Origin of the sequence: Halobaculum sp. D14, assembly GCF_051195135.1 — an archaeon.
Lineage (GTDB): Archaea > Halobacteriota > Halobacteria > Halobacteriales > Haloferacaceae > JBNTKA01.
Genome location: NZ_JBNTKA010000002.1, coordinates 155,294 through 178,661, shown reverse-complemented (window position 1 = coordinate 178,661; position 23,368 = coordinate 155,294). Strand labels below are relative to the sequence as shown.

The 23,368-nt window shown below is 71.0% G+C and carries 23 protein-coding genes; 13 read left to right on the top strand and 10 right to left on the bottom strand.

Going from position 1 to position 23,368, the window contains the following annotated elements; all coding sequences use genetic code 11:
* Window positions 1-190 precede the first annotated feature (190 nt).
* Genes ACQUST_RS06670 through ACQUST_RS06660 form a run of 3 tightly spaced genes read left to right on the top strand, consistent with a single transcriptional unit; the run spans window position 191 to window position 1,560 of the window.
* Window positions 191-451, top strand: coding sequence for a glutaredoxin family protein (locus ACQUST_RS06670; protein ID WP_435126597.1), 261 nt, complete (start codon window positions 191-193; stop codon window positions 449-451).
* Window positions 451-954, top strand: a complete 504-nt coding sequence (locus tag ACQUST_RS06665; protein WP_435126594.1) for a redoxin domain-containing protein — start codon at window positions 451-453, stop codon at window positions 952-954. The genes ACQUST_RS06670 and ACQUST_RS06665 overlap by 1 nt, the downstream gene beginning before the upstream one ends.
* Window positions 955-1,560, top strand: coding sequence for an L-threonylcarbamoyladenylate synthase (locus tag ACQUST_RS06660; RefSeq protein WP_435126591.1), 606 nt, complete (start codon window positions 955-957; stop codon window positions 1,558-1,560).
* Here the strand turns inward: ACQUST_RS06660 and ACQUST_RS06655 are convergent.
* On the bottom strand, window positions 1,546-2,349 hold the full coding sequence (locus ACQUST_RS06655) for a hypothetical protein (RefSeq protein ID WP_435126588.1): 804 nt from the start codon (window positions 2,347-2,349) through the stop codon (window positions 1,546-1,548). The genes ACQUST_RS06660 and ACQUST_RS06655 overlap by 15 nt on opposite strands.
* Window positions 2,350-2,495: 146 nt before the next feature.
* Here ACQUST_RS06655 and ACQUST_RS06650 point away from each other — a divergent pair, with 146 nt between their 5' ends.
* The gene (locus ACQUST_RS06650) at window positions 2,496-2,855 is read left to right on the top strand and encodes a hypothetical protein (protein WP_435126586.1); all 360 of its coding nucleotides are present in this window, start codon (window positions 2,496-2,498) and stop codon (window positions 2,853-2,855) included.
* A 31-nt stretch (window positions 2,856-2,886) separates the two neighbouring features.
* Here the strand turns inward: ACQUST_RS06650 and ACQUST_RS06645 are convergent, their stop codons facing one another.
* The gene (locus ACQUST_RS06645) at window positions 2,887-3,489 is read right to left on the bottom strand and encodes a conditioned medium-induced protein 4 (protein ID WP_435126583.1); all 603 of its coding nucleotides are present in this window, start codon (window positions 3,487-3,489) and stop codon (window positions 2,887-2,889) included.
* 305 nt (window positions 3,490-3,794) lie between these two features.
* Here ACQUST_RS06645 and ACQUST_RS06640 point away from each other — a divergent pair, with 305 nt between their 5' ends.
* Window positions 3,795-5,930 (top strand): heterodisulfide reductase-related iron-sulfur binding cluster, encoded by a 2,136-nt coding sequence (locus tag ACQUST_RS06640; RefSeq protein ID WP_435126580.1) that lies wholly within the window; start codon window positions 3,795-3,797, stop codon window positions 5,928-5,930.
* A gap of 74 nt (window positions 5,931-6,004) precedes the next feature.
* Here the strand turns inward: ACQUST_RS06640 and ACQUST_RS06635 are convergent, their stop codons facing one another.
* Entirely contained in the window at window positions 6,005-6,325 is a 321-nt protein-coding gene (locus ACQUST_RS06635) for a 4Fe-4S dicluster domain-containing protein (RefSeq protein ID WP_435126578.1), read from the bottom strand.
* 93 nt (window positions 6,326-6,418) lie between these two features.
* Here ACQUST_RS06635 and ACQUST_RS06630 point away from each other — a divergent pair, with 93 nt between their 5' ends.
* Complete coding sequence (locus ACQUST_RS06630) at window positions 6,419-6,910, top strand: cupin domain-containing protein (protein ID WP_435126575.1); 492 nt, start codon at window positions 6,419-6,421, stop codon at window positions 6,908-6,910.
* 33 nt (window positions 6,911-6,943) lie between these two features.
* On the opposite strand, the gene ACQUST_RS06625 is transcribed toward ACQUST_RS06630, so the two are convergent.
* A complete protein-coding gene (locus tag ACQUST_RS06625) occupies window positions 6,944-7,240 on the bottom strand; it encodes a hypothetical protein (protein WP_435126573.1) in 297 nt (98 codons plus the stop codon).
* Window positions 7,241-7,625: 385 nt separating this feature from the next.
* Between ACQUST_RS06625 and ACQUST_RS06620 the strand changes: the two genes are divergently transcribed.
* Entirely contained in the window at window positions 7,626-7,895 is a 270-nt protein-coding gene (locus ACQUST_RS06620; RefSeq protein ID WP_435126570.1) for a hypothetical protein, read from the top strand.
* A 63-nt stretch (window positions 7,896-7,958) separates the two neighbouring features.
* Here ACQUST_RS06620 and ACQUST_RS06615 read toward each other — a convergent pair whose 3' ends face one another.
* The 3 genes from ACQUST_RS06615 to ACQUST_RS06605 all read right to left on the bottom strand — a co-directional run bounded on the left by ACQUST_RS06615 (window position 7,959) and on the right by ACQUST_RS06605 (window position 10,889).
* Window positions 7,959-9,140 carry an acyl-CoA dehydrogenase family protein gene (locus tag ACQUST_RS06615; RefSeq protein WP_435126567.1) on the bottom strand — a complete coding sequence of 394 codons (1,182 nt, stop codon included), beginning with the start codon at window positions 9,138-9,140 and terminating at the stop codon, window positions 7,959-7,961.
* Window positions 9,141-9,287: 147 nt separating this feature from the next.
* Window positions 9,288-10,001, bottom strand: coding sequence for a type 1 glutamine amidotransferase (locus tag ACQUST_RS06610; RefSeq protein ID WP_435126565.1), 714 nt, complete (start codon window positions 9,999-10,001; stop codon window positions 9,288-9,290).
* A gap of 108 nt (window positions 10,002-10,109) precedes the next feature.
* Window positions 10,110-10,889, bottom strand: coding sequence for an alpha/beta fold hydrolase (locus tag ACQUST_RS06605; protein WP_435126562.1), 780 nt, complete (start codon window positions 10,887-10,889; stop codon window positions 10,110-10,112).
* A 182-nt stretch (window positions 10,890-11,071) separates the two neighbouring features.
* On the opposite strand from ACQUST_RS06605, the gene ltaE reads away from it, so the two are divergent.
* The gene (ltaE, locus tag ACQUST_RS06600) at window positions 11,072-12,097 is read left to right on the top strand and encodes a low-specificity L-threonine aldolase (protein ID WP_435126559.1); all 1,026 of its coding nucleotides are present in this window, start codon (window positions 11,072-11,074) and stop codon (window positions 12,095-12,097) included.
* A 51-nt stretch (window positions 12,098-12,148) separates the two neighbouring features.
* Here ltaE and ACQUST_RS06595 read toward each other — a convergent pair whose 3' ends face one another.
* Window positions 12,149-14,899, bottom strand: coding sequence for a GAF domain-containing protein (locus ACQUST_RS06595; RefSeq protein ID WP_435126556.1), 2,751 nt, complete (start codon window positions 14,897-14,899; stop codon window positions 12,149-12,151).
* A gap of 119 nt (window positions 14,900-15,018) precedes the next feature.
* On the opposite strand from ACQUST_RS06595, the gene alaS reads away from it, so the two are divergent.
* Window positions 15,019-17,793, top strand: a complete 2,775-nt coding sequence (gene alaS, locus ACQUST_RS06590; protein WP_435126553.1) for an alanine--tRNA ligase — start codon at window positions 15,019-15,021, stop codon at window positions 17,791-17,793.
* Between the two features lie 61 nt (window positions 17,794-17,854).
* On the opposite strand, the gene ACQUST_RS06585 is transcribed toward alaS, so the two are convergent.
* Complete coding sequence (locus tag ACQUST_RS06585; protein ID WP_435126551.1) at window positions 17,855-18,034, bottom strand: hypothetical protein; 180 nt, start codon at window positions 18,032-18,034, stop codon at window positions 17,855-17,857.
* A 176-nt stretch (window positions 18,035-18,210) separates the two neighbouring features.
* On the opposite strand from ACQUST_RS06585, the gene ACQUST_RS06580 reads away from it, so the two are divergent.
* From ACQUST_RS06580 to ACQUST_RS06565, 4 genes are all read left to right on the top strand, one after another.
* Window positions 18,211-19,329, top strand: coding sequence for a tRNA (guanine(26)-N(2))-dimethyltransferase (locus ACQUST_RS06580; protein WP_435126548.1), 1,119 nt, complete (start codon window positions 18,211-18,213; stop codon window positions 19,327-19,329).
* A gap of 160 nt (window positions 19,330-19,489) precedes the next feature.
* The gene (locus ACQUST_RS06575; protein WP_435126545.1) at window positions 19,490-20,812 is read left to right on the top strand and encodes a YihY/virulence factor BrkB family protein; all 1,323 of its coding nucleotides are present in this window, start codon (window positions 19,490-19,492) and stop codon (window positions 20,810-20,812) included.
* A gap of 8 nt (window positions 20,813-20,820) precedes the next feature.
* Window positions 20,821-21,960, top strand: a complete 1,140-nt coding sequence (locus tag ACQUST_RS06570; RefSeq protein WP_435126543.1) for a phosphatase PAP2 family protein — start codon at window positions 20,821-20,823, stop codon at window positions 21,958-21,960.
* Between the two features lie 90 nt (window positions 21,961-22,050).
* Window positions 22,051-22,857, top strand: coding sequence for a DUF1801 domain-containing protein (locus ACQUST_RS06565; RefSeq protein WP_435126540.1), 807 nt, complete (start codon window positions 22,051-22,053; stop codon window positions 22,855-22,857).
* A gap of 75 nt (window positions 22,858-22,932) precedes the next feature.
* Here ACQUST_RS06565 and ACQUST_RS06560 read toward each other — a convergent pair whose 3' ends face one another.
* Entirely contained in the window at window positions 22,933-23,367 is a 435-nt protein-coding gene (locus ACQUST_RS06560; protein ID WP_435126538.1) for a hypothetical protein, read from the bottom strand.
* Between the last annotated feature and the right edge of the window lies 1 nt (window position 23,368).

Genomic DNA, 23,368 nt, shown 5'->3' with positions numbered 1-23,368 from the left:
GAATTAAGCGTTGTCCTCACGGGCGCTCCCGACCGTATTCGTCCGGCTCTCACGGACCGGTCCGACGACGAACAGGGGTCGCCGGGTGACCGTCCGGTGCCGCCCGGCGACCGCACGATGACCGTCCGGTGGCCGGCGGCCCGGTGCCGCGGGCGAAGATGTTACCTCAGCCGCGGCCGTACGTCCGGATATGCCAGACGAACCGCCGATTACGCTGTACCGGCTGCAGGCGTGTCCGTACTGCGAGCGCGTCGTGCGGAAGCTGAACGAGTACGACCTGGAGTACGAGTCCCGGTTCGTCGAGCCGATGCACTCCGACCGGAACGCGGTGGCGCGGCTCACGGGCGCGCGGACCGTGCCGGCCATCGTCGACGAGAACACCGGCGTCACGATGTCGGAGTCCGCGAACATCGTGGAGTTCCTCGACCGGACGTACGGAGGTGAGGCGTAATGCCCGACTTCGACGTCGTCGAACTGCCCGAGACGCCGCACCCCGAGGAGGGCGACACGGCGCCCGATTTCACGCGGCCGCTCGTCACCGACGAGTACTGGACGGACCGGTCGCTGTCGGCCGTCGCCGACGACCCGACGGTGCTCGTGTTCTACCCGATGGACGGCGCGTTCCCGGCGACGTACATCTGGAACGAGATTCGGGACCGCGGCTGGACCGACGACGCGACGGTCGTCGGCGTCTCCATCTCGTCGCCGTACGAGCACAAGCAGTTCATCGCCGAGCGCGGCATCGACGCGGACCTGTTTTCCGACCCGGCGGCCGACGTCGCCGCGGCCTACGACGTCGAACACGACCTCGACGGCATGGCGGGCGTCGTGGAGCCCCGCCCCGCCGTGTTCGTCCTCGACGAGGACCGAACCGTCGAGTACGCGTGGGTGGCGTCCGAGTGGCCTGACTTCCCGGACTACGACGCGGTGGAAGCCGCGTTCGCTGACCGATAGATGACGACCGCGACGTCCGACGACGCGGTCGCCGCGGCCGCCGCCGCCGTCCGCGACGGCGACGTGGTCGTGTACCCGACCGAGACGGTGTACGGCCTCGGCGCCGACGCGACCGACCCGGACGCGGTCGACCGCGTGTTCGCGGTGAAAGGCCGGCCGCGCGACAAGCCGCTCTCCGTCGGGTTCGCCGCGGTCGACGCGGCGCTGGAGTACGTCGACCCGACGGACCGCGCGGAGCGGTTCATGCGGGCGTTCCTCCCCGGCCCGGTCACGGTCGTCGTGGAACGCGGCGACGACCTCCCGCCGGAGCTCACCGGCGGCGACCCGCGCGTCGGCGTCCGCGTCCCGGGGAACGAGACGGCGCGGCAGCTGGCGGACGCCGCCGGACCGGTGACGGCGACCAGCGCGAACCGGTCGGGCGCCGGCAGCGTCCGCCGCGTCGACGACCTCGACCCGGCGGTGCGCGAGGCGGCGGCGGTCGTCGTCGACGGCGGAGAGACGCCGGGCGGCGAGAGCACCGTCGTCGACCCGGCGCGCGGCGTCGTCCACCGCGCCGGGCTCGACGCCGACGCGGTCCGCGAGTGGCTCGCCTCAGAGACCGAGTAGCGACCGGAGGCTCCGCGTCCGCACCCCGCACTGCTCCCGGTAGGCGCAGCCGTCGCACTTCGCGTCGCCGCGGAGCCGCGGCGGCGGCCCGTCCATCGACCGGACCGCGCGGAGCGCGCGGCGGTACGCGGCCGCGTTCCGAGCGGTCGCGCGCACCGTTCTGACGACGCCGTACGCCGGGTACTCGACGAGCGCCTTCGGAACCCGTCGCTGACACTCCCACGCGAGCGCCTTCGCCGCCGCGACCGCTCTGACTCGCTGTGGCTCCCAGACGCCGCGCTCGGCCGGCTCGCCCGGCGACACGACGACCGGAATCGGCGGACCGGCGCCCGCGGAGCCGTCGCCGCCGTCGGTCCGGGCCGCCTCGGAGGCTCCGTTGCTGTCAGCGGCGGCGCTGCTCTCTGCGGTGGCGGCGGCGTCTCCGCCGGAGGCATCGGCGCCAGCGCCGGCGCCGACCAGTATCTTGTGGGCGACGCCGCGGCAGTCCTTCCCGGTCAGCACCGCCCGGGTCGCCGCCGGCGACGTCAGCGCGTCCCAGTCGTCGCTGCGTGCGAGCCGGTCGAGCGTCGCGCGGTACCGGGCCGGCGGGAGCGCGATTGGTTTCCGGCGGAGCGCCGCGTCGTCGAGTCGACGGAGTTCGGGGTAGTGGAACGCGAGTTCGATTCGGTCGCGGGCGTCGGCCGGCGGCGCCCGGTCGTCGGCGCGGCGGGCGTAGTACAGTTGGCGCGGACAGTACGCGGCGGCGGCGAGGTCGGCGAACGCGACTCGGTCGTGCTCCGGCGGGGGCATGCGCCGTCTGGTCCCGTCTCCGTATTTGAAGGTTCGCGTGCAGACGCTCTTAGCCGGCGACGACGTGTCGACGACGATGCGTCGTCGGCGCGGGCGTGCGCGTCCTGCGGGCGATCTATTTAGTTCAGCGGCGGCAACCGCGAAGCATGCCTCGAGACCGGGACAGCGGGCTCAACTGGCGGTACCTGCGGACGGCGGCGCTGACCGGCGTCGGAGCCGGTGCCGTCGGCGCGGGGCTCGCCGCCGCCGCGGAACGAATCGGGGTGGCGTCGCTCGGCGCCGGCATGCTCGGCGTCACCGTGCTCGGCGGCGCCCTGCTGCTCGCGTTCTTCGGCGCGACGACGTCTGAGCCGAGCGCGGCGGCAGACGCGTCGGTGGAGCCGATACACGCGGCCTCGGACCTGCACGAGCGCGTCGACCGCGGCTTCGGCGTCAGCCACGCGCTGCTGTGGGCCGGAATCGGACTGGTGGTCGCCGGGCTCGCCGGCCTCGTCTACGCCTGGTGAACGGGCCGTCCGCGGAGAACGGGGCGAGCGGTCAGAACGAGACGTCGGTTTCGATGTCTTCGGTGGCCTCCCGCAGGCCGTCCTCGTGCGCCTCCGTGGTGTGGCCGCCCTGAAGGTCGGCGTCGTCGAGGAGGTCCGCGAACTCGTCGCGGAAGCGGTCGTTCGCCCGGGTCGACTCCAGGTCCGCGTCGACGACGGCCGTGAAGTGCGCGACGGCGTCCTCGTCGGCGTCGAGCGCGTCGACGCGGTCGGCCATCGGGGCGTCTTCGATGTGGAGCGACCGGAGGCGGTCGAGGTCGAACGGGGCGTCGCGGTCGGCGTCCCGGACGAGGTGGAGGTCCATCCGGGCGTCGAACACCTCGTCCGCGTCGACGCCGAGCGCGTCGGCGATGGCGTCGTCGTCGTCGTCGCCGTCGAAGTAGCGCCGGACGACGCGCTCGAGGTCGTCGTCGCCGAGCGAGGAGTCGAACTCGTAGCGGTCGCGCATCATCGCGACGAGTTCGCCGAGCCGCTCCGCCGCGTCACCGCGCTCCTCCGCCAGCGAGCCGTGCGTCTCCTCCTGGCTCTCGGTGACCGTGTCCGCTCCGGTCGCGTCGACGAAGATTTCGCGGAGTTCCGCGGTCTTCTCGTCCATGACGTGGGTCTCACGCCGTGCGGACAGAAAAGCCTGCTGGCACCGAATCCCGGAGCGTTCGACCCACAGATGGCCGAGCGTGCCGGCGTTCACGGTCGGGCGCGACGACACGCCTCACGTCGTCACGCTCGGCCACACCGCCAGACCACGACGCCACAGCGCTGCCGCCCCCGACACCGCGGATTCGTTTCGGTTCGAGCGAATGCTGCCGAGACGGCCGCGGACGGACCGCACGACGCGGCGGCGGCCCGGGCAGTCGCGCCGCGGCCGGGTGGCGAAGAGTTAACTTCGGGGGCTGCCGGCGTATGCGTATGCCAGCCGACCAGGTGACACGGGAGACGTTCTGGACGGTCGGGCCCGTCGGGAAGGCCGTCTTCTACTACCTCGCGGCGGTCGCGGTCGCCCTGTTCCTCTACGGGACCTACCGGCGGTTCGCCCGCTACGCCGACGGCGACGACGACTGGTTCGACCGCCTCGACGACCTCCCCGGCCGGGTCGTCAGCGCCGCGTCGGTCGTGCTCTCGAACCGGAACCAGTTCGACCGCGACGCGTACGCCGGCGTGATGCACGCGTTCGTCCTCTGGGGGTTCCTGACGCTGCTCATCGGCACCACCATCCTCGGCATCGACATCGACCTGTGGCGGCCCGTCACCGGCGAGTCGTTCTTCGTCGGCGACTTCTACCTGTCGTACTCGTTCGTGATGGACGCGATGGGGCTGCTGTTCGTCGTCGGCCTCGCGATGGCGATGTACCGGCGGTACACGGAGCGCGACGGCCGGCTCTGGGGGAAGCACACGTCGCTGGAGGACGACGCGTTCGTCCTGACGCTGTTCGCGCTCGGCGTCGGCGGCTACGTCATCGAGGCGTTCCGCATCGTCGGCACCGCCACCGAAACCGGCTCCGGCCTGCAGTTCCTGGCGTTCGAGCAGGTGTCGTTCGTCGGCTTCTTCCTCGCCGGCGTGTTCGCCGAACTCGGCCTCCGCCCCGCGCTCGCGGAGACGCTGTACCACTGGGGGTGGTGGAGCCACGCGCTGCTCGCGTTCGGCTTCATCGCGCTCGTCCCGTACGGCAAGCCGTTCCACATGGTGTCGAGCTTCGCGAACGTCGTCACCCGCGACGACGAGGCCGGCGTCCGGCTCCCCGGCGTCCCCGCCGACGCCGCGCCCGACGAAATCGGCTACGGCAGCATCGAGGACTTCTCGTGGCGGCACATCCTCGACCAGGACGCCTGCACCAAGTGCGGCCGCTGCTCGTCCGCCTGCCCGGCGAAGGCGTCCGGCCGGAACCTCGACCCGCGCGACGTCATCCTCGACCTGAAACGGTACCGCGAGGAGCTGGACGCCGGCCGCACCGAGGCGGTCGACATCGTCGCCGACGGCGGCAGCTCCGTCGTCGCCGCGGAGTCGATGGAGTCCTGCATGTCGTGTATGGCGTGCATGGACGCCTGCCCCGTCGACATCGAGCACGTCCCGCAGTTCACGCAGCTGAACCGTCGGCTCACCGAGACCGGCCAGATGGACGAGGCGGTGCAGGAGGCCATGATGAACGTGTTCCAGAACGGCAACACGTTCGGCGACCCCGCCCGGAACCGCCCGGACTGGACCGACGACCTCCCGTTCGACGTGCCGGACGCCCGCGAGGAGGACGTCGAGTTCCTGTGGTACGTCGGCGAGTACCCGAGCTACGACGACCGGAACCGACGGGTCGCCCGGTCGCTCGCCACGCTGTTCGAGCGCGCGAACGTCGACTACGGCATCCTCTACGAGGACGAACAGCACGACGGCAACGACGTCCGGCGCGTCGGCGAGGAGGGGCTGTTCGAGATGCTCGTCGAGGACAACACGGAGGCGTTCGCGTCCGCGACGTTCGAGAAGGTGGTCACGACGGACCCGCACTCGATGAACACGTTCCGCAACGAGTACCCCGAAGTCTCGGAGTTCGACGACCCGGTGTTCCACTACACCGAAGTCGTCGAGAACCTCGTCGAGCAGGGGCGGCTCGGCCTCGACGGCACCGAACTCGACTACACCGTCACCTACCACGATCCGTGCCACCTCGGCCGCATGAACGACGTGTACGACGCGCCCCGCGACGTCATCCGGGCGACCGGCGTCGACCTCCACGAGATGCCGCGGAACCGCTCGGAGTCGTTCTGCTGTGGCGGCGGCGGCGGCGGCCTCTGGATGGACCACGACGAGGAGACGAAGCCGAGCGAGGAACGGCTCCGCGAGGCGCTCGAAGACACCGACGCCGGCGACGCCGTCGAGAAGTTCGTCGTCGCCTGCCCGATGTGCGGGACGATGTACGAGGACGGCCGGAAGACCGGCGACTTCGAAGACGACATCGACGTCGTCGACATCGCGGAACTGCTGTGTGAGGCGCTGGACGAACGCGGCGCGTCCGTGCCGGGGTCCGCCGGGTCGCCCGCGACGGCCGACTGAGCCGTCGCGGACCGGGCGGGACAGTCTCCGATAGAACTGGGCAGGCCGAACCGGAGCCGACCTGGGCCGCGTCGTTACGACCGTGACGCGTCGACGTCGATGGCGTCCACCGGGCAGATGTCGACGCAGAGCATGCAGTCGATACACTGGTCTTCGCGGGTCGGCTCGACTTTCTTCTCGGACTCCGGGTGGCCGGGCGTGTCCACCCAGTCGAAGACGTCCACCGGGCAGTTCTCCAGGCAGGCGCCGTCGGCGATGCAGATGTCGTAGTCGACGGCGACGTGGCTCCCGTGGATGCCGAGTTTCTCCGGCGGGTCGACCTCGCCCCACACGTCGACGCCGTTCTCCTCGCCGACCTTCTCCCGGTTCTCGTCGAAGTTCGGGTCGATACCCATTGCTAGAGGGATACGGCGTCGCGTACAAAAACGTCGGCATCGGCGCGCGGGACGGGCGCTGCTACTATGTCGGCGCGGCGAGACGCCGCGGACATGCCCGTGGTGAACGAAGAGGACGTGGAGTGGACCGAGACGACCCGCGGCGAGGACGTCGCGTTCCGCCGGAAGCGACTCGGCGCGGCTGCCGACGGCGACGACATCGGCTGCAGCCTCTACGAACTCCCGCAGGGGAAGCGAGCGTGGCCGTACCACTACCACACCGCGAACGAGGAGGCGCTGTACGTCCTCGACGGCGACGGCCTGCTCCGGCTCGACGGCGACCAGCACGATATCCGCGCCGGCGACTACGTCGCGCTGCCCGCCGACGAGTCCGGCGCGCACCGCGTCGTCAACGACGGCGACCGGCCGCTGCGCTACCTGGCGGTCTCGACGATGCGCGACCCGGACGTCCTGGTGTACCCGGATTCGGAGAAGGTCGGCGTGATGGCGGGCGCGCCGCCCGGCGGCGACGGCGACCGCGACGTCGACGCCTACTTCCGCCGCGGCGACGCCGTCGACTACTGGCTCGACGAAGCCGGCGAATGAGCGTGACGGCGGAGAAACCGAGTCGCGGCGCCGTCAGTGCAGCGCGGCGTTCACGGCCTGCAGCGCGTCGCGGCCGGGCGCCCGGTCGCGCACCGGCGCGTCGCCGAGATACGACACCAGCGCGTCCCGGATGACGCGGACGTGCTGCGGCTCGAACCGGTCGCTGTCGGCTTCCACGGCGTCGAGCGCGTCGACCTCCGGATAGTCCGGCTTCGAGTCGTCGGCGTCGACTGCCGCGCGGAGCTGGGCGAGGAGCGCGACGTGCGCGACCCACGCCTCCTCGCGGGTGAACGAGAGCACGGTCGGCCGGTCACGGACTGGTGCTGGCATCGCTTCGGTGGTCGAAACAGGAGCGACCTACTTAGGTGTGTGCATGGTTCCCAGACGGTGGACGAGCGGGCAGTTCCGTCGCCGGTGCGGCGGGCACCGAGCCGGGCGGCGAATCTACTCTCGTATTGAGCCGGTCCCATTTGGCCGGGAGCACCAGTTAACGCCGTGGCGATACCGATATCCCAAGAACAAAATTACTACATCTCTATATATAATTGAGCCGTGATTCGTCGCGGGTATTTGGCGGCGGTGGGGAGCATAGTCCCGTTTTCAGGATGCGCAGTAAGTAGAGAGCCCGAGGTTCGTGTTTCTACGCTCAACAGCATCGAACTGGGACGACACAGCACACACGATCACTCTCGTCGTACTCGACGGAGCGGAGAGAGTGTTCGATGAATCCGTCTCGTTCGATGCTGCGCCAACAACTGACGAGGGAGCCAAGAAGGCCCCTTCGACAGTCTGGGAGAACGTCGTTCGGGGGGCGGGCTCGTATCGGCTGCGCACGAAGGTGGACGATTGGAAGTGGAGCGAAACGGACCTGACCGAGACTCGAGACGACTGCGTGACGGTGACTGTGATGATCAATACGTCCGGAGAAGTCGACGTGTACCACTCCTCCTGTGGAACCGAAACAGGAGGCGCGGCCGGCGCTTGAAACACCGACTACCGGCAGTTGACGCGCGGCCACGCCGTTCGTTCAAGTCGGCTTCGTCGCCTGTTACTCGTAGGCGGCGATTCCGGTGAGGTCCTCGCCGAGAATCAGCGTGTGGATGTCGTGGGTGCCCTCGTAGGTGTAGACGGTCTCCATGTTGCTGAGGTGCCGCATCGGCGAGTAGTCCCCGGTGATGCCGTTGCCGCCGAGCATCTCGCGGGCGACGCGGGCCTGGTCGCGCGCCATCCGGACGTTGTTGCGTTTCGCCATCGACACCTGCTGGGGCCGCAGCCGACCCTGCGCTTTCAGGTCGGCGAGCCGGTAGGCGAGCAGCTGCGCCGTCGTGATCTGGGTCGCCATCTCGGCGAACTTGTCCTGCTGTAACTGGAACCGCGCGATCGGGCCGCCGAACTGGTCGCGGTCGCGCTGGTAGTCCCGCGCCGTCTCGAAGCAGTCGCGGGCCGCGCCGACCGCGCCCCACGCGATGCCGTAGCGCGCCTGCGTCAGACACGACAGCGGCCCCTTCATCCCCTCGACGTCCGGCAGGACGTTCTCCGCCGGAATCCGGGCGTCGTTCAGCCCGATTTCGCCGGTGACGGACGCCCGCATCGACAGCTTCCCGTCGATCTCGTTCGTCGTCACGCCGTCGCGGTCCGTCTCGACGAGGAAGCCGCGAATCGGGGCGTCCGCGTCCGAGTCGCCGTCGACGTCCGTGACGTCCCGCGCCCACACCACGGCGACGTCCGCAATCGGCGCGTTCGTAATCCACGTCTTCGCGCCGTTCAGCACGTAGCCGTCGGCGTCCTTCTCCGCGCGCGTCTCCATGCCGGCGGGGTTCGAGCCGTGCTCCGGCTCGGTCAGCCCGAAGCAGCCGACCGCCTCGCCCTCGCCGAGCGCCGGCAGCCACTCCTCCTTCTGGGCCGCCGAGCCGAAGGCGTGAATCGGGTACATCACCAGCGCGCCCTGCACCGACGCCATCGACCGCAGCCCCGAGTCGCACGCCTCCAGTTCCTGCATCAGCACGCCGTACGCGCGCTCGGAGACGTTCGGCGACCCGTACCCCTCCAGGTTCGGCGCGTAGAAGCCGAGTTCGCCCATCTCCGGGATGAGCTCGGTCGGGAACGTCCCGTTCTCGTAGTGCTCTGCGATGTCCGGCCGCACCTCCTCGTCGACGAACTCCCGCGCCGTGTCCCGAATCAGTTTCTCCTCGGCGGACAGGTCCTCCTCGAGACCCACGTAGTCGAGCATGGCGCCGACTCCGAAGCGGCCCGTGAAAAGGCGTTCGCAATACTTGTCGGTACTCCTCGGTCGGAGCAGTCCGCGGAGAAGCGCGAATCCCCGCCGTCGTCGCCTGTGCGGTCAGATTCCGCGTCAGAAACGTCGTCGCCGCAGCGGTCAGGCTTCGGCGCCAGCGGCGTCGGCCTCGTCGCGGACGCGGCGGCAGAACGACGTGAAGTTGTCGAACAGCTGTTTTGCCTCGCAGGCGGCGTCGTAGCGCTCCGGGTCGATGTCGGCGAGGACGGCGTCGACTTTCTCGTCGCCGATGCGGTCGCGTTTCCCGTCGGCGACGTCGCGAGCCGTCTCCACGTCGTACTCGGGATGGAACTGGACGCCCCAGCAGCGGCCCTTTCGGAACGCGTGGACGCCGAACTCGTTGCGGGCGAGCAGCTCCGCGCCGGGCGGCAGGTCGACGACGGCGTCGCCGTGGGTCGTGAACACGGTGAACCGGTCGTCGATGCCGTCGAACAGTTCGTCGTCGTCCACCTGCTCGATTTCGTTGTAGCCGATTTCGAAGTCGTCCATGCCGGCGACGCGGCCGCCGAGCGCCTCCGCGACGACCTGGTGGCCGTAGCAGACGCCGAGCACCGGGAGTCCGCGGTCGGCGGCGTCGCCGACCCAGTCGACGAGCGGCGGAATCCACTCGTCGTCCCAGTACACCGACGACCGCGACCCGGTGATGACGACGCCGTCGAACCCGAAGTGGTCCGGGAGGTCGCCCGCGTTCACGTCGAACTCCGCGAGGTCGGCGTCGAGTTCGCGCCGGAAGTTCCGCGCCGTGTTCTCGTCGTCCTCCGCTGCGTTCAGCAGCGCGAGCCGAAGCCGTGTCATTACCGAGGATGGGCGGCTCGGCACCATAGGGCTTGCGTCGCCCCGCATCGCCTGCCGCCGTCTCGAACGCCGCGCGAACGCCGGCCTCACGTCGCCGGCCGGCACCGCTCACTCGTCGGTGTGTTCGTCGAGAAACGCCAGCAGGTGGTCGTTCACGACGCGGCTGTGCTCGACGTTCGCGAGGTGGCCGGCGCCGTCGACCGGGACGTGCTCGCCGCGCGGCAGCCCCGCCGCCAGCTCCTCCCCTTTCGTCGGCGGGCAGACGGCGTCCTCGGTGCCGTGCAGCACCAGCGTCGGCGTCGTCAGCTCGTACAGCCGGTCGGAGACGTCGAAGTCGTCGAGCGCGCCCTTGGCGGCCGTCCAGGCGTCGCGGTCGGCGTCCTCGGCGCCGCGCCACTCCACCATCCGGGCGACGTCGTCCGGCTGCCGGTCGAAGAAGTCGGCTGACAGCGCCGCCTCCAGCGACCGGTGGAGCGCCTCCGGGTCTGACGGGTCCGCCCACAGCGCGTCCGCGTCGATACCCCGGCCGGACGCCGCGGCTCCGACGAGCGTCAGCGTCTCGGCGCGGCCCTCCGAGAGCGCGATGCGCATCGCGAGCGCCGCGCCGAAGCCGACGCCGACGAAGTGCGCCGAGTCGACGCCGGCGTCCGCCAGCACCGCGTCAACGTCGCCGACGAGGTCCGCCATCGTCCACGGCGCCGGCGGCGCGCCCGACTCGTCGGTGCCGCGAGTCGCCGGCACCACCGCCTCGTACGGGCCGGCGACCCGGGCGTGCTGCCACCCCCACTGCCACGGCCCCAGCCCGATTTCGCCGAGGAACACCACGGGCTCCCCGCTCCCGTCCGACTCGTAGTAGACGTCGACTCCGTCGTGCGTAGCGTACGGCACTACGTCGACGTTCGCGGCGACTCGGCTTGTATTCCGCGGCTCCGGCCGTCGCTCCGACCCCGGCCGTGGCTCCGGGCCGCCGCGCCGTGTCCGACTGCGACTCCGGCCCCGCGCGGGCGACGAATCAGCAACGACGCAGGGGGACCGCGCGATATTTCCGCGGCGCCGCCGCATCGGTTCGTATGATCGACTTCCGGTCCGACACCGTGACGAAGCCGTCGGCGGCGATGCGCGACGCGGCCCGCGACGCCGACGTCGGCGACGACGTCTACCGCGACGACCCGTCCGTCAACGAACTGGAGCGGCGCGCCGCCGACCTCGTCGGGATGGAGGCGGCGCTGTTCGTGCCGTCCGGGACGATGGGGAACCAGATCGCGATTCGGACGCACACCGACCGCGGCGAGGAGCTGCTGTGCGACGAGCAGGCGCACGTCTACAAGTGGGAGCTCGGCGGCATCCCGCAGCTCTCGCAGGTGCAGCCGCGGATTCTGGACGCCGGCGAGCGCTGCGTCCCGACGGCCGAGCAGGTCCGCGACGGCTTCGTCGAGGAGGACCTCCACCGCCCCGGTACGGGGCTGCTGTGTCTCGAAAACACGCACAACTCCCGCGGCGGCGTCGCCGTCCCGAAAGCCCACGTCGACGAGGCCGCGCGGGCCGCACGCGACCTCGGCGTCCCGGTCCACCTCGACGGCGCCCGGTTCCTGAACGCCTGCGTCGCCCTCGACGTCGAGCCGGCGGCGATGACCGAACACGTCGACTCCGTCATGTTCTGCCTGTCGAAGGGGCTCGGCGCCCCCGTCGGCTCCGTCCTCTGCGGCACCGAGGAGTACGTCGACCGGGCGCGCCGCGTCCGGAAGCTGTTCGGCGGCGCGATGCGGCAGGCCGGCATCGTCGCCGCGCCGGGGCTCGAAGCGCTGGAGAACGTCGACCGGCTCGCCGACGACCACGCCAACGCCGAGCGGCTCGCCGACGGCCTGAACGACGTCGACGGCCTCGCCGCGTCCGACCCGGACACCAACATCGTGATGGTGAACAGCGAGGACGCCGGGCTCACCGGCGAGGAGCTCTCGGCGGCGTGCAAGGAGCGCGGCGTCTCCTTCTCCGCGTTCGGCGACTACACCTGCCGGCTCTGCACCCACCTCGACGTCGACCGCGACGACGTCGACGAGGCGCTCGACCGCATCGGCGACGTCGTCGCCGACGCCTGAGGCCGCGCCGAACGAGCGGCGAAGCCGTCACCCGACGGCGAACCGCGCCGCTCAGTCGAAGGTGAATCGGAAGCAGGCGCCGCCGTCGTCGCTGTCGCCGAGTTCGACGGTCCAGCCGTGCGCCTCGGCGATGCGGCGGACGATGGGGAGCCCGAATCCGGTCCCCTCCTCGCTGGTGGTGACGCCGGCTTCGAAGACGCGGTCGCGCTGGTCGGCGGGGACGCCGGGGCCGTCGTCGCAGACCGCGAAGCCGTCGGCGTCCGCGAGCGACTCCACCCGGATTTCGGCGTCGCTGCCGGCGTGCTCGACGGCGTTCCGGAACAGGTTCTCGAACAGTTCGTGCAGCCGGTCCTCGTCGGCCGGCACCTCGGCGTCGACGTCGACCTGGAGCGTCGCGTCGGCGGTGTCGACGTGCGCCCACGCCTCCCGGGCGACGCCGCTCAGGTCGACGGGCTCCGGGTCGCCGACGACGCGGCCCTCGCGGGCGAGCGCGAGCAGGTCCTCGATGAGGCTCCGCATCCGCTCGATGGCGTCCGCGACCGTGTCGAGGTGCGCCTCGTCCCCGGTTTCGCGCGCCAGTTCGAGGTAGCCCTCCGCGATGGAGATGGGGTTGCGGAGGTCGTGGCTGACGACGGACGCGAACTCGTCGAGCCGCTCGTTCTGCCGTTCGAGCGCGCGTTCGCGCTCCTTCCGCTCGGTGATGTCGGAGTAGATGGCGTAGCCGCGGACGTTCTGTTCGCCGAGCGTCAGCGGCACGACGTACATCAGGAAGTCGCGGACGCCGTCGGCGGTGCGGCGCCGGCACTCCCGGCGGACGTTGTCGCCGCGGCGGAGCCGTTCGTTCAGTTCGTCGGCCTGCTCTGCGGCGTCCTCCGGGACGAGGAAGTCGTCGACGTTCGCGCCGACGACGTCGTCGGCGTCGTAGCCGAACGTCTCTTCGAAGGCGCTGTTGACCGAGCGCGCGATCGGCTTGCCGTCCACCATCTCGAAGGAGACGGCGGCGTCCGGGATGTTCTCGAACAGCGCCGACAGCCGGTCGCGTTCGGCGCGCAGGTCCTCCTCCGCCCGCACCCGTTCGAGCGACACCGCGACGTGTGTCATCAGAAGCTCCGCCCGGTTCAGGTCGTCCTCGTCGAACGCGTCGTACTCCGTCGACACCGCCTGGAACACGCCGAGGTCGCCGACCGGGACGCTGATTCCCGACCGGTACTCGGGCCGCGCCGGGTCGGCGTCCTCGTGTTCGTCCACGCGGTCGACGAGCGACGACTCGCCGGTCCGCAGCGTCTTCCCGCTGAGCCCCTCGGAGACGTGCATCGGCCGCGCGGCGTTCTCGGGGCTGCCCGCCGACTCCGCGACCGGGACGAGCACGTCGCCGTCGCGGAGCAGCAGCGTCGACTTCTCCAGCGACAGGACGTCCTCGACGACGTCGATGGTGCGGTCGAGCAACTCCTGCTCGGTTTCGGCGGCGGCGACCGTCGCGCTCGCGGCGTGCAGCCGTTCGATGACGCGGCGGGACTCCCGCAGCGCCGCCTCCGACCGGATGCGTTCGAGCGTCGCCGTCACGTACGAGACGAGTAGCTCAGCGAGTTCGAGGTCGCGGTCGTCGAACGAGCCTGCGCTGTCCTTGACGGCCTGGAAGACGGCGTCGTCGCCGACCGGGACGCTGAGCAGCGACCGGGAGTGGCCGGCGTCCGCGTCGCTGGACTCGGCGACCGGGTGGTCGTAGACGTCCTCGACGACGAACGACCGGCCGGTCTCGTGGGTCCGGGCGACCACGCCGAAGTCCAGCGGCACCGACTCGGGCGCGTCCGGGTCGGACGTCGCCGCCATCGCGAACCGGTCGTCCTCGGCGACGAGCAGGTACGACCGGTCGAACGCGAGCACGCGCTCGGCGATGTCGACGGTCAGCCCGAACAGGTCGTCGCGGGACTCCGCGTCGATGAGCTCCGGCGCCGCCTCGTGCAGCTCCGTCACGGTGCGCTGCCGGCTCCGGAGGTCGGCCTCCGCGCGCAGCCGGCCGTACGCCTGCCCGACGTGCGTCGCGAGCAGTTCGGCGAGTTCGAGGTCGCGGGCCGTGAAGGCGTTCGGCGTCGCCGACGCGGCCTGCAGGACGCCGCTGTCGCCGACCGGGACCGACACCAGCGACCGGATTTCGCCGTACGGGTCGGCGACGACGTCGCTGTCGGCGGTGTCGGCGACGAGCCGTGACTTCCCGGTGCGGTACGTCTCGCCGGCGACGCCCTCGTCGAGGTCGACGCGGTCGCCCTTCGGCCAGTCGGAGTCGCCGACGCGGGCCTTCGTCAGGAAGCTGTCGCCGTCGCGGACGCCGACCCAGCACTGGTCGAACGCGAGCACGCGGTCGGCGGCGTCGGCGGTGCGGTCGAACAGCTCCTCGATGCTGCGGCACGCCGCGATGCTAGCGGCGCTGTCGTGGAGCCGGGTGACGCGGCGCCGGGTTCGCTGCAGCTGGAGCCGCGTCTCGCCGTCGAGCGCCTGCCTGACCTCCCGGAGCAGGGCGTCGACCGGGTCGTCGCTGTCGAGCGCGAAGCCGTCGACGTACGTCGCGGCCGGCGGCTCCGCGCCGAACGCGACGACGGGCGCGCCGGCCGCGTCGAGCGCGTCGACCGCGTCGGCGTCGAGGTCGACGTCCCCGGCGAGGACGGCCGCGTCGGGGCGCAGCGACCTGACCGCGTCGGCGACGTCGCCCGGGTCGACGAGCTCCGCGGTGACGTCGCGGGCCGCGAGCGCCCGCGCGACGCCGGTGTCCGCGCCCGCGACGAGAATCGTGAGTGGGCTGTTCATGGGGAGTACCCCCGGTTCTGTCGTACGTTGCCGAACGGAGCCATAAGAATGTCGGTCGGCGAAGTGGTCCGCGCCGTCCCCGGAACCCTTTTGCACGGTGACGGGAGAATTTGTCCGTAATGAGCGACCTCACCGCGGAGTATCGTCTCGACTACTTCGAGGAAGAAGGGTTCACGCGGACGGAGTGCGCCTCCTGCGGGGACCACTTCTGGAGCCGCGACTCCGAGCGGGAGCTGTGCGGGGAGCCGCCGTGTGAGGACTACTCCTTCATCGACGACCCCGGCTTCGACGAGCAGTACACGCTGGAGGAGATGCGCGAAGCGTTCCTGTCGTACTTCGAAGCGCACGGCCACGAACGCATCGAGCCGTACCCGGTCGCCGCGAACCGGTGGCGCGACGACGTGCTGTTGACGCAGGCCTCTATCTACGACTTCCAGCCGCTCGTCACGTCCGGCGAGACGCCGCCGCCGGCGAACCCGCTGTGCGTCAGCCAGCCGTGCATCCGGATGCAGGACATCGACAACGTCGGGAAGACCGGCCGGCACACCATGGCGTTCGAGATGATGGCGCACCACGCGTTCAACGCCCGCGAGGAGGTCGGCGACGAGTACGCCTACTCCGGCGAAGTGTACTGGAAGGACGAAACCGTCCGGTACTGCGACGGCCTGTTCGAGGAGATGGGCGCCGACCTCGACGAGATCACGTACATCGAGGACCCGTGGGTCGGCGGCGGCAACGCCGGCCCCGCCATCGAAGTCATCTACAAGGGCGCCGAGCTGGCGACGCTCGTCTTCATGTCGATGGAGCAGGACCCCGACGGCGACTACGAACTGAAGGACGGAAACACGTACTCGAAGATGGACACGTACATCGTCGACACCGGCTACGGGCTGGAGCGGTGGACGTGGATGAGCCAGGGGACGCCGACCGTCTACGAGTCCGTCTACCCGGACGCCATCGAGTTCCTGAAGGAGAACGCCGGCGTCGACCTCACCGACGAGGAGGAGACGCTGGTCCACCGCGCCTCGAAGCTCTCCGGCCACCTCGACATCGACGAGGTGGAGGACGTCGACGCCGCCCGCGACAACATCGCCGACAAGCTCGACGTCGAGACGGAGCGGCTCACCGAGCTGCTCCGGCCGCTCGAAGACATCTACGCCATCGCCGACCACTGCCGGACGCTCGCGTACATGTTCGGCGACGAAATCGTCCCGTCGAACGTCGGCACCGGCTACCTCGCCCGGATGGTGCTCCGCCGGACGAAGCGGCTCGTCGACAACGTCGGCGTCGACGCCCCGCTCGACGAACTGGTGGACATGCAGGCCGAGCGGCTCGGCTACGAGAACCGCGACACCATCCGCGACATCGTCCGCACCGAGGTCGAGAAGTACCGCGAGACGCTCGAACGCGGCGGCCGGAAGGTGGAGGCGCTCGCCGACGAGTACGCCGGCACCGGCGACCCGATTCCGGTCGAGGAGCTCATCGAGCTGTACGACAGCCACGGCATCCAGCCCGACATGGTCCGCGAAATCGCGGAGGAGCGCGGCGCCTCCGTCCAGGTCCCCGACGACTTCTACGGGCTGGTCGCGGCGCGCCACGACTCCGCCGAGGCGTTCGACGGCGACGATGAGGGCGACGAGCGGCTCGCCGACCTCCCGGAGACGGAGCGGCTGTACTACGACGACCAGGAGCGCACCGACTTCGAGGCGGTCGTGCTCGACGTGTTCGAACGCGACGGCGGCTTCGACGTCGTGCTCGACCAGACCATGTTCTACCCGGAGGGCGGCGGGCAGCCCGCCGACCGCGGGACGCTGTCCACCGACGACGCGACCGTCGAGGTCGAGGACGTCCAGATCCGCGACGGCGTCATCCTCCACCGCACCGACGAGGACCCCGGGAAGGGCGAGTTCGTCCGCGGCCACGTCGACGCGGAGCGCCGCGGCCGCCTGATGCGGCACCACACCGCGACGCACGTCATCGGGCACGCCGCCCGGCAGGTGCTCGGCGAACACGTCCGGCAGGCCGGCGCGCAGAAAGGCATCGAGTCCTCGCGGCTCGACCTGACCCACTACGACCGCATCAGCCGCGAGGAGGTGAAGGAGATCGAGCGCGTCGCGAACGACCTGATTCGGCAGAACCTCCCGGTGAAACAGGAGTGGCCGGACCGCCACGCCGCCGAGTCCGAGTACGGCTTCGACCTGTATCAGGGCGGCATCCCGCCGGGCGAGGAGATTCGCGTCATCAAGGTCGGCAGCGACGTGCAGGCGTGCGGCGGCACCCACGTCGCTCACACCGGCGACATCGGCACCGTCAAAGTCCTGAAAACCGAGCCGGTGCAAGACGGCGTCGAGCGCGTCGTGTTCGCCGCCGGCGAGGCGGCGCTCGACGCCACCCACCGCACCGAGGACGCGCTGTACGACGCCGCCGACGTGCTCGACGTCGACCCGCAGGACGTCCCGGAGACCGCAGAGCGGTTCTTCACGGAGTGGAAGGAGCGCGGGAAGACCATCGACCGGCTGAAAGAGGAGCTCGCCGAGCTGCGCGCCGAGTCCGGCGGCGAGGAGGTCGACGTCGACGGCGCCACGGCGGTCGTCCAGCGGATGGACGCCGACACCGACGAGCTCCGCGCCACCGCGAACGCGCTGGTCGACGACGGCAAGGTCGCCGTGCTCGGCTCCGGCGCCGGCGACGCGGCGACGTTCGTCGTCGGCGTCCCGGACGACGTCGCCGTGAACGCCGGCGACCTCGTCGGCGAACTCGCGGGCCGAGTCGGCGGCGGCGGCGGCGGCCCGCCGGACTTCGCGCAGGGCGGCGGCCCGAACGTCGACGCGCTCGACGACGCGCTCGACGACGTCCCGTCGCTGCTCAGGCAGAAACTCGGCGCCGACTCCTGACCGGCGACGTCGACGCCGAACTCCCGCCTGTCGACGCCCCGCCCACTCGCGCTCGTCGCCGTCACCGCGGCGACAGCAGCCCGTCACACGCCGGGCACCGGTCGTGTCCGGCGCCGGCGAGTTCGACGACCCGCTTCCGGTAGCAGTCCTGACAGACGAGCGTCCCGCAGTTCTCGCACTCGTATCCGTCGTACGACGCCAGCCCGAGCAGCGCCGCGATTCCGCCCGTCTTCGCGTCCATGGCCCGGCCACACCGGGTGCACTCCGGCGGCATCGGTCCGGGCTACGCCCGACGGCGACAAAGGAGTGTTCGCCGACGGCGACGCCGTCGAACGAGCGGCAGCGCCGACTCGACGAAGAACCGGGGCGTCGAGGAGTCCGCGTCGCTTATCCGGCCGAGCGCCGCAGCTAGCCACCATGAACATCACGGAGGGCGGCGTCACCGTCGAGGTGGCGGAGGCGCGCGACGGCGCCAGCGAAGGGAGCGGCGAGGACGTGTTCTACAACCCGGAGATGGAGCTGAACCGGGACGTCACCGTCGCCGCGCTCCGCGCGTACGGCGACCGGGAGCCCCGCGCAGAGACGTACCTCGACGCGATGGCGGCCTCCGGGGTCCGCGGCACCCGCGCCGCCGCGGAGGGGTGGGACGTCACCTGCGCCGACGTCGACGCGGACGCGGTGGCGCTCGCCGACCGGAACCTCGCGGACTACCAGGGCTGCGGCGCCGTCCAGCGCGACGTGAACGCGCTGCTGCACGAGGACTTCTTCGACGTCGTCGACCTCGACCCGTACGGGTCGCCGATGCCGTTCGCGGACGCCGCCGTCGCCGGCACCCGGAACCTGCTGTGTGCCACCGCGACCGACACGGCGCCGCTGTGCGGCGCGCACTTCGACGCCGGCGTCAGGCGCTACTCCGCCGTGCCGCGGAACACCGACTACCACGCCGAGATGGGGCTGCGAATCCTGATTTCGGCGCTGGTGCGGCGCGCGGCGAGCCGCGACAAGGCCGCGCGGCCGGTGCTGTCGCACGTCTCGCGGCACTACGCCCGTACTTACCTCGAGCTGGACGCCTCCGCCTCCGCCGCCGACGACTGCATCGACGAGCTCGGCCACGTCTACCACTGCCAGGACTGCCTCGAACGCGACGCCGAACGCGGCCTCGTCGCCGACCCGCCCGGCGACTGCCCGCACTGCGGCTCCGCGCGGCTCGTCACCGCCGGGCCGCTGTGGCTCGGCCCGGTCGCCGACCACGAGTTCGCGGCGGCCGCCCGCGACGAACTCACCGACGACATGGGCGAGGTGAAGCGCGCCCGGAAACTGCTCGGCGCCGTCGCCGACGAACTCGACACGCCGACGCACTACGACCAGCACCGGCTCTGCGAGCTGTGGGGCCGTCCGGCGCGCGGCATGGACGAGTTCGTCGACGCGCTCCGTGACGCCGGCTACGACGCCTCCCGGGCGCACTACTCCGGCACCGCCGTGAAGACGACCGCCTCCGTCGCGGAGATGCGCGAGGCGACCGCCGACCTCGCCTGACCGACACGCGGAGGACGTCCCGCGGCGACCCGGCGGTGACCGGAGCCGTCCGGTGCCGATTCGGGAGCCGTCCGGGGACAGTCAGCGAGCAGCCAGGAGCCAGTCCGGGCGCGTCCGGGAAGCCCGGGCTTTGAAGCGCCAGTCCGCCGAACAGTGGGTCGTGTTCGACAGCCTCGACGGCCGCGCGGGCCGGTTCGCTGCGGGGGTTCGCGCGGTGGCGGCGACGACGTCAGAGCAGGACGTGACGTTCCTGGCGGCCGCGGTCGCGTACTACGGATTCGTCTCGCTGTTGCCGGCGGCTGTGCTGGCGCTCGTCGTCGCCACCGCGGTCGGCGGCGAGCAGCTGGCGCAGGTCGTGGTGGCCGCCAGCGGCGACCTGCTCACGCCGGCAGGGCAGGAGCTGCTGGTGAACGCGCTCCGGGGCGGCGCGGGGCGGAGCGGCGCGACCGCGTTCAGTCTGGCGCTGGCGGTGTGGGGTGCGCTGAAGGTGTTCCGCGGCGTCGACACGGCGTTCGCGAACATCTACGGCGTCGTGGAGTCGCCGGGGCTCGTCGACCAGCTCAAAGACTCCGCGGTCGTCGCGGTGTCCGTCGTCGCGAGCGTCGCCGTGATGGTCGGCATCGGCAGCGTCGTCGCGGCGCTCCAGCTCGGCGTGCTCCTCGAAGTCGCGAGCATCCTGGTGCTGCCGGCCGTGTTGACCGCGGCGTTCCTGCCGATGTACTACTTCTTCCCGGAGCCGCGGGTCGGGCTGCGGGAGGTGCTCCCGGGCGCCCTGTTCGCCGGCGTCGGCTGGACCGTGCTGCAGGCGGCGTTCCAGGCGTACCTGGAGTTCCAGGCCGCGGGGAGCGGGACGAAAGCCGACGTGTACGGCGTCATCGGCGGCGTCCTGCTGTTCGTGACGTGGCTGTACCTCGCCGGGATCGTCGTGCTCGTCGGCGTCGTCGTCAACGTCGTCTTGACCCCGCACCGGTCGCCCGGCCCCGACGACGGAGCCGGCGGAATCGGGGCGCAGGGAGCCGGAGGCGACGCTTCGGCGGTCAGCGACGGCGGAGACCGGCACGGTAAAGGGGGAGACGCGCGTGCCGGGGAACGAATGACCGACGCCGAGGACGACCGCGACGAGCCGGCGCCCGACATCGCGGACCTCGAACGGCGCGTCGCGGAGCTCCGCGCGGAGCTGGACGACCTCGACGGGCGGACCGTGGAGAAACCGGCGCTGGAGGACGAACTGAAACGCTACGTCCGCGGCCGGATGCGTCGCGGCCACGCCCGCGGCTGGGGGCCGTACCTCGTGTTGCTGTACGGCGTCGTGCTGACGCTCGGCGCGTTCGTCTACGAGGACGGCTGGTTCGCCATCGGCGCGATGGTCGTGCTGTTCCTGTCGACGCTCGGGCTGTACGTGCTGTTCGTGCTGGTCGGCCTCGGCCTGAATCTGCTCGACGTCCCCGGGAAGGCGCTCGACGCCGTCCGGGGGCGGCGGTGAGGTGACGGATGCACGGCCTCGGCGTTCCGGAATTGGTCGCCGGCCTCCCCGGCTGGGTGGTCGTCGTCGCCGCGGCGCTCACGCAGCTCGGCGACGCCTGGTTCATCTACCTGTCGTTCGGGCTGCTGTACTGGCTCGGTGACCGCCGGGTCGCCGCGAACCCGCGCCGCGTCGGCGCGACGCTCATCGCGGTCGCCATCGGCGCGCTCGCGGTCACGGTCGGTCTGAAGAGCCTGTTCGCGCTGCCGCGGCCGCCGGGCGCGTCGACCGCGCCGGCGCCGACGTGGCTCCCGACGCTGCTCGCGGTCGTCTTCGAGAACGCCGCGACCGGCGACGGCTTCGGCTTCCCGTCCGGGCACGCCATCGCCGCGACGATGTGTTACGGCGGGCTCGCGACGTTCCTCGACGTCTGGGACCGCCGGCGCCGCTGGACCGCCGCCGGCGCCGTCATCGGCGTCGTCGGCCTGACGCGGCTCCTGCTCGGCGTCCACCACCTGCTCGACGTCGTCGCCGGCGTCGTCGCCGGCGCCGCCGCGCTGTGGCTGTTCGGCCGCGTCGCCCGCTCCGGGTTCGTCCCGCACCCCGACCGGCCGTTCTTCCTGGCGGGCTGTCTCGGCGTCGTCGCGGCCGCGGTCGCCGCCGCCGGCGGCCACGGCACCGAACTCGTCGAAGCCGGCGTCGCGGCCGGCGGCGGCTTCGGCGGCTACGCGGTCTGGCGGCTCCGCGGCACCGAAACCGCGCCGGTGTCCCGCGTCGACACCGCCGTCGGACTCGGCGTCGTCGCGGCGCTGTTCGTCACCGCCGCCTTCGTCGCCAGCGTCGGCCTCCCGTACGTCTTCGGCGTCGTCCCGGACACGCCGCCGTACCGGCTGCTCGCGGTGGTCCCGCTGTCGTTCGGCGCCGTCGCGCTCATCGTCGCGTGGCCCACCGTCGTCAGCCGCGTCCGCGACGTCGACGCGGACTCGGACGCCGACGCGGAACCAGCGAACGACGACGGTGACAGCGCGGCCGACGACGCAGAGCAGGCCGGCGGCGACGACGCGGAGTCGGGCGACGTCGACGCCGACGGCGACAGCGACGTCAACAGCGACGCCGACGGCGACAGCGACGACGCGGAGTCGGCCGACGGCGACGAGGCCGATCGGTAGTCACGTCTCGCGACAGCGACAACACGCGAATCGGGCTGACGGGGCCCGAGGAAATCTTGATGCCCTCACACAGCCTACAGAAGCGGGACTATGAGCGCGTCCGCCCCGGTTTCGGCCCAGCAGGTATCCGAACTCGTGATGGAGAACCGAGTGATCAGAGCGCCCGACTACAGCAAAGCCCACGACGAGGGCGTCCAGTTCACGGACCGAGAGCGGGGGCTTCAGTGGGGGGCCGACGTCGTTCCAGCCTTACTGGGTCTCTTCCGGGTCGAACGAGACCCGCGGGACGACCACACCGACAGTTGGGTCGGCTTCGCTCGCCACTGGCGAGGCGGGACGCTGCGCCTGGAGTTCGACCTGTTCTCGGAGGGCGAAGAGTCCGACCCGGTCGTGGTCGTGACCGCGATAACGGGGCGGGCAGGAGCCGACTCCATCGTGGACGAGGACTTCGGTGACGTCGAACTCCCAGACCGGGTTCCGTCGGAGACGGAGTGGACCGACCGCGAAAAGCGGTACCAGGCGGCGCGGAGGGCGGATGACAGTGACGGGTCAGCAGCGGTCGCGGCGTTCGTCGCATCGCTGCCGGGGTGGAAGCGCACGGTCGCGGCGCAGTTCGACGAGATACTCCAGCGGGAAGTGCCCGAGGTACGCCGTGCCGTGAAGTGGCACCAGCCGTTCTACGGCGTCGAAGACAGGGGGTGGTTCGCGTCGTTCAGCGCGTTCTCGAACCACGTGAAACTCGCGTTCGTGTGCGAATCGTACCTCGACCCGAGACCGCCAAGCGGGACCGGGCCGGAGAGACAGGCCCTAGACGTGGAGGAAGCGGACACGCTGGACGAAGAGCAGGTCGCTTCCTGGGTCCGTCAAGCCGCAGACAATCCCGGGATGGGCTGGTGATAGACTCCCGGGATGGGCTGGTGAGCGGCTCCAGTGTCGCCCCGAGGTTGGCCGCGTTTTCGAAGGGGTCCGAAGTTAGGTGGAGAAGTACCAGCCGAACAGCAGCGGGGAGACGAGGAGCGCGACCGGGACCGCGATCCAGACCTGCCCTGCGAGCACGTCGTACTGGCCGAGTGTGACCGAAACCGGCGTCCCCTCGACGTACCCCACGGCGAACTCGAAGCCGACGGTCAGCACCGTCCAGACCACGCCGACGAGGACGAGTTCGCTCCGTGTGTAGCCGATGGACGTCCACGAGAAATAGACGCCCGAGACGAGGAGTATCGCGGCGACGAGCAGCGCCGTGCTCAGCACGTGTCCCGCGTAGTCCCCGACACGGGGAATGAGTACTATCTCCCGAAGCCCACCGTTGGCGACGGCGATACCCGCCATCACCACCCAGACTCCCAGTGGGTACAGGAGGACGTTCAGCCGAATCGGGTCTCCTTCCACTCCGAGTACGGTTCCCATG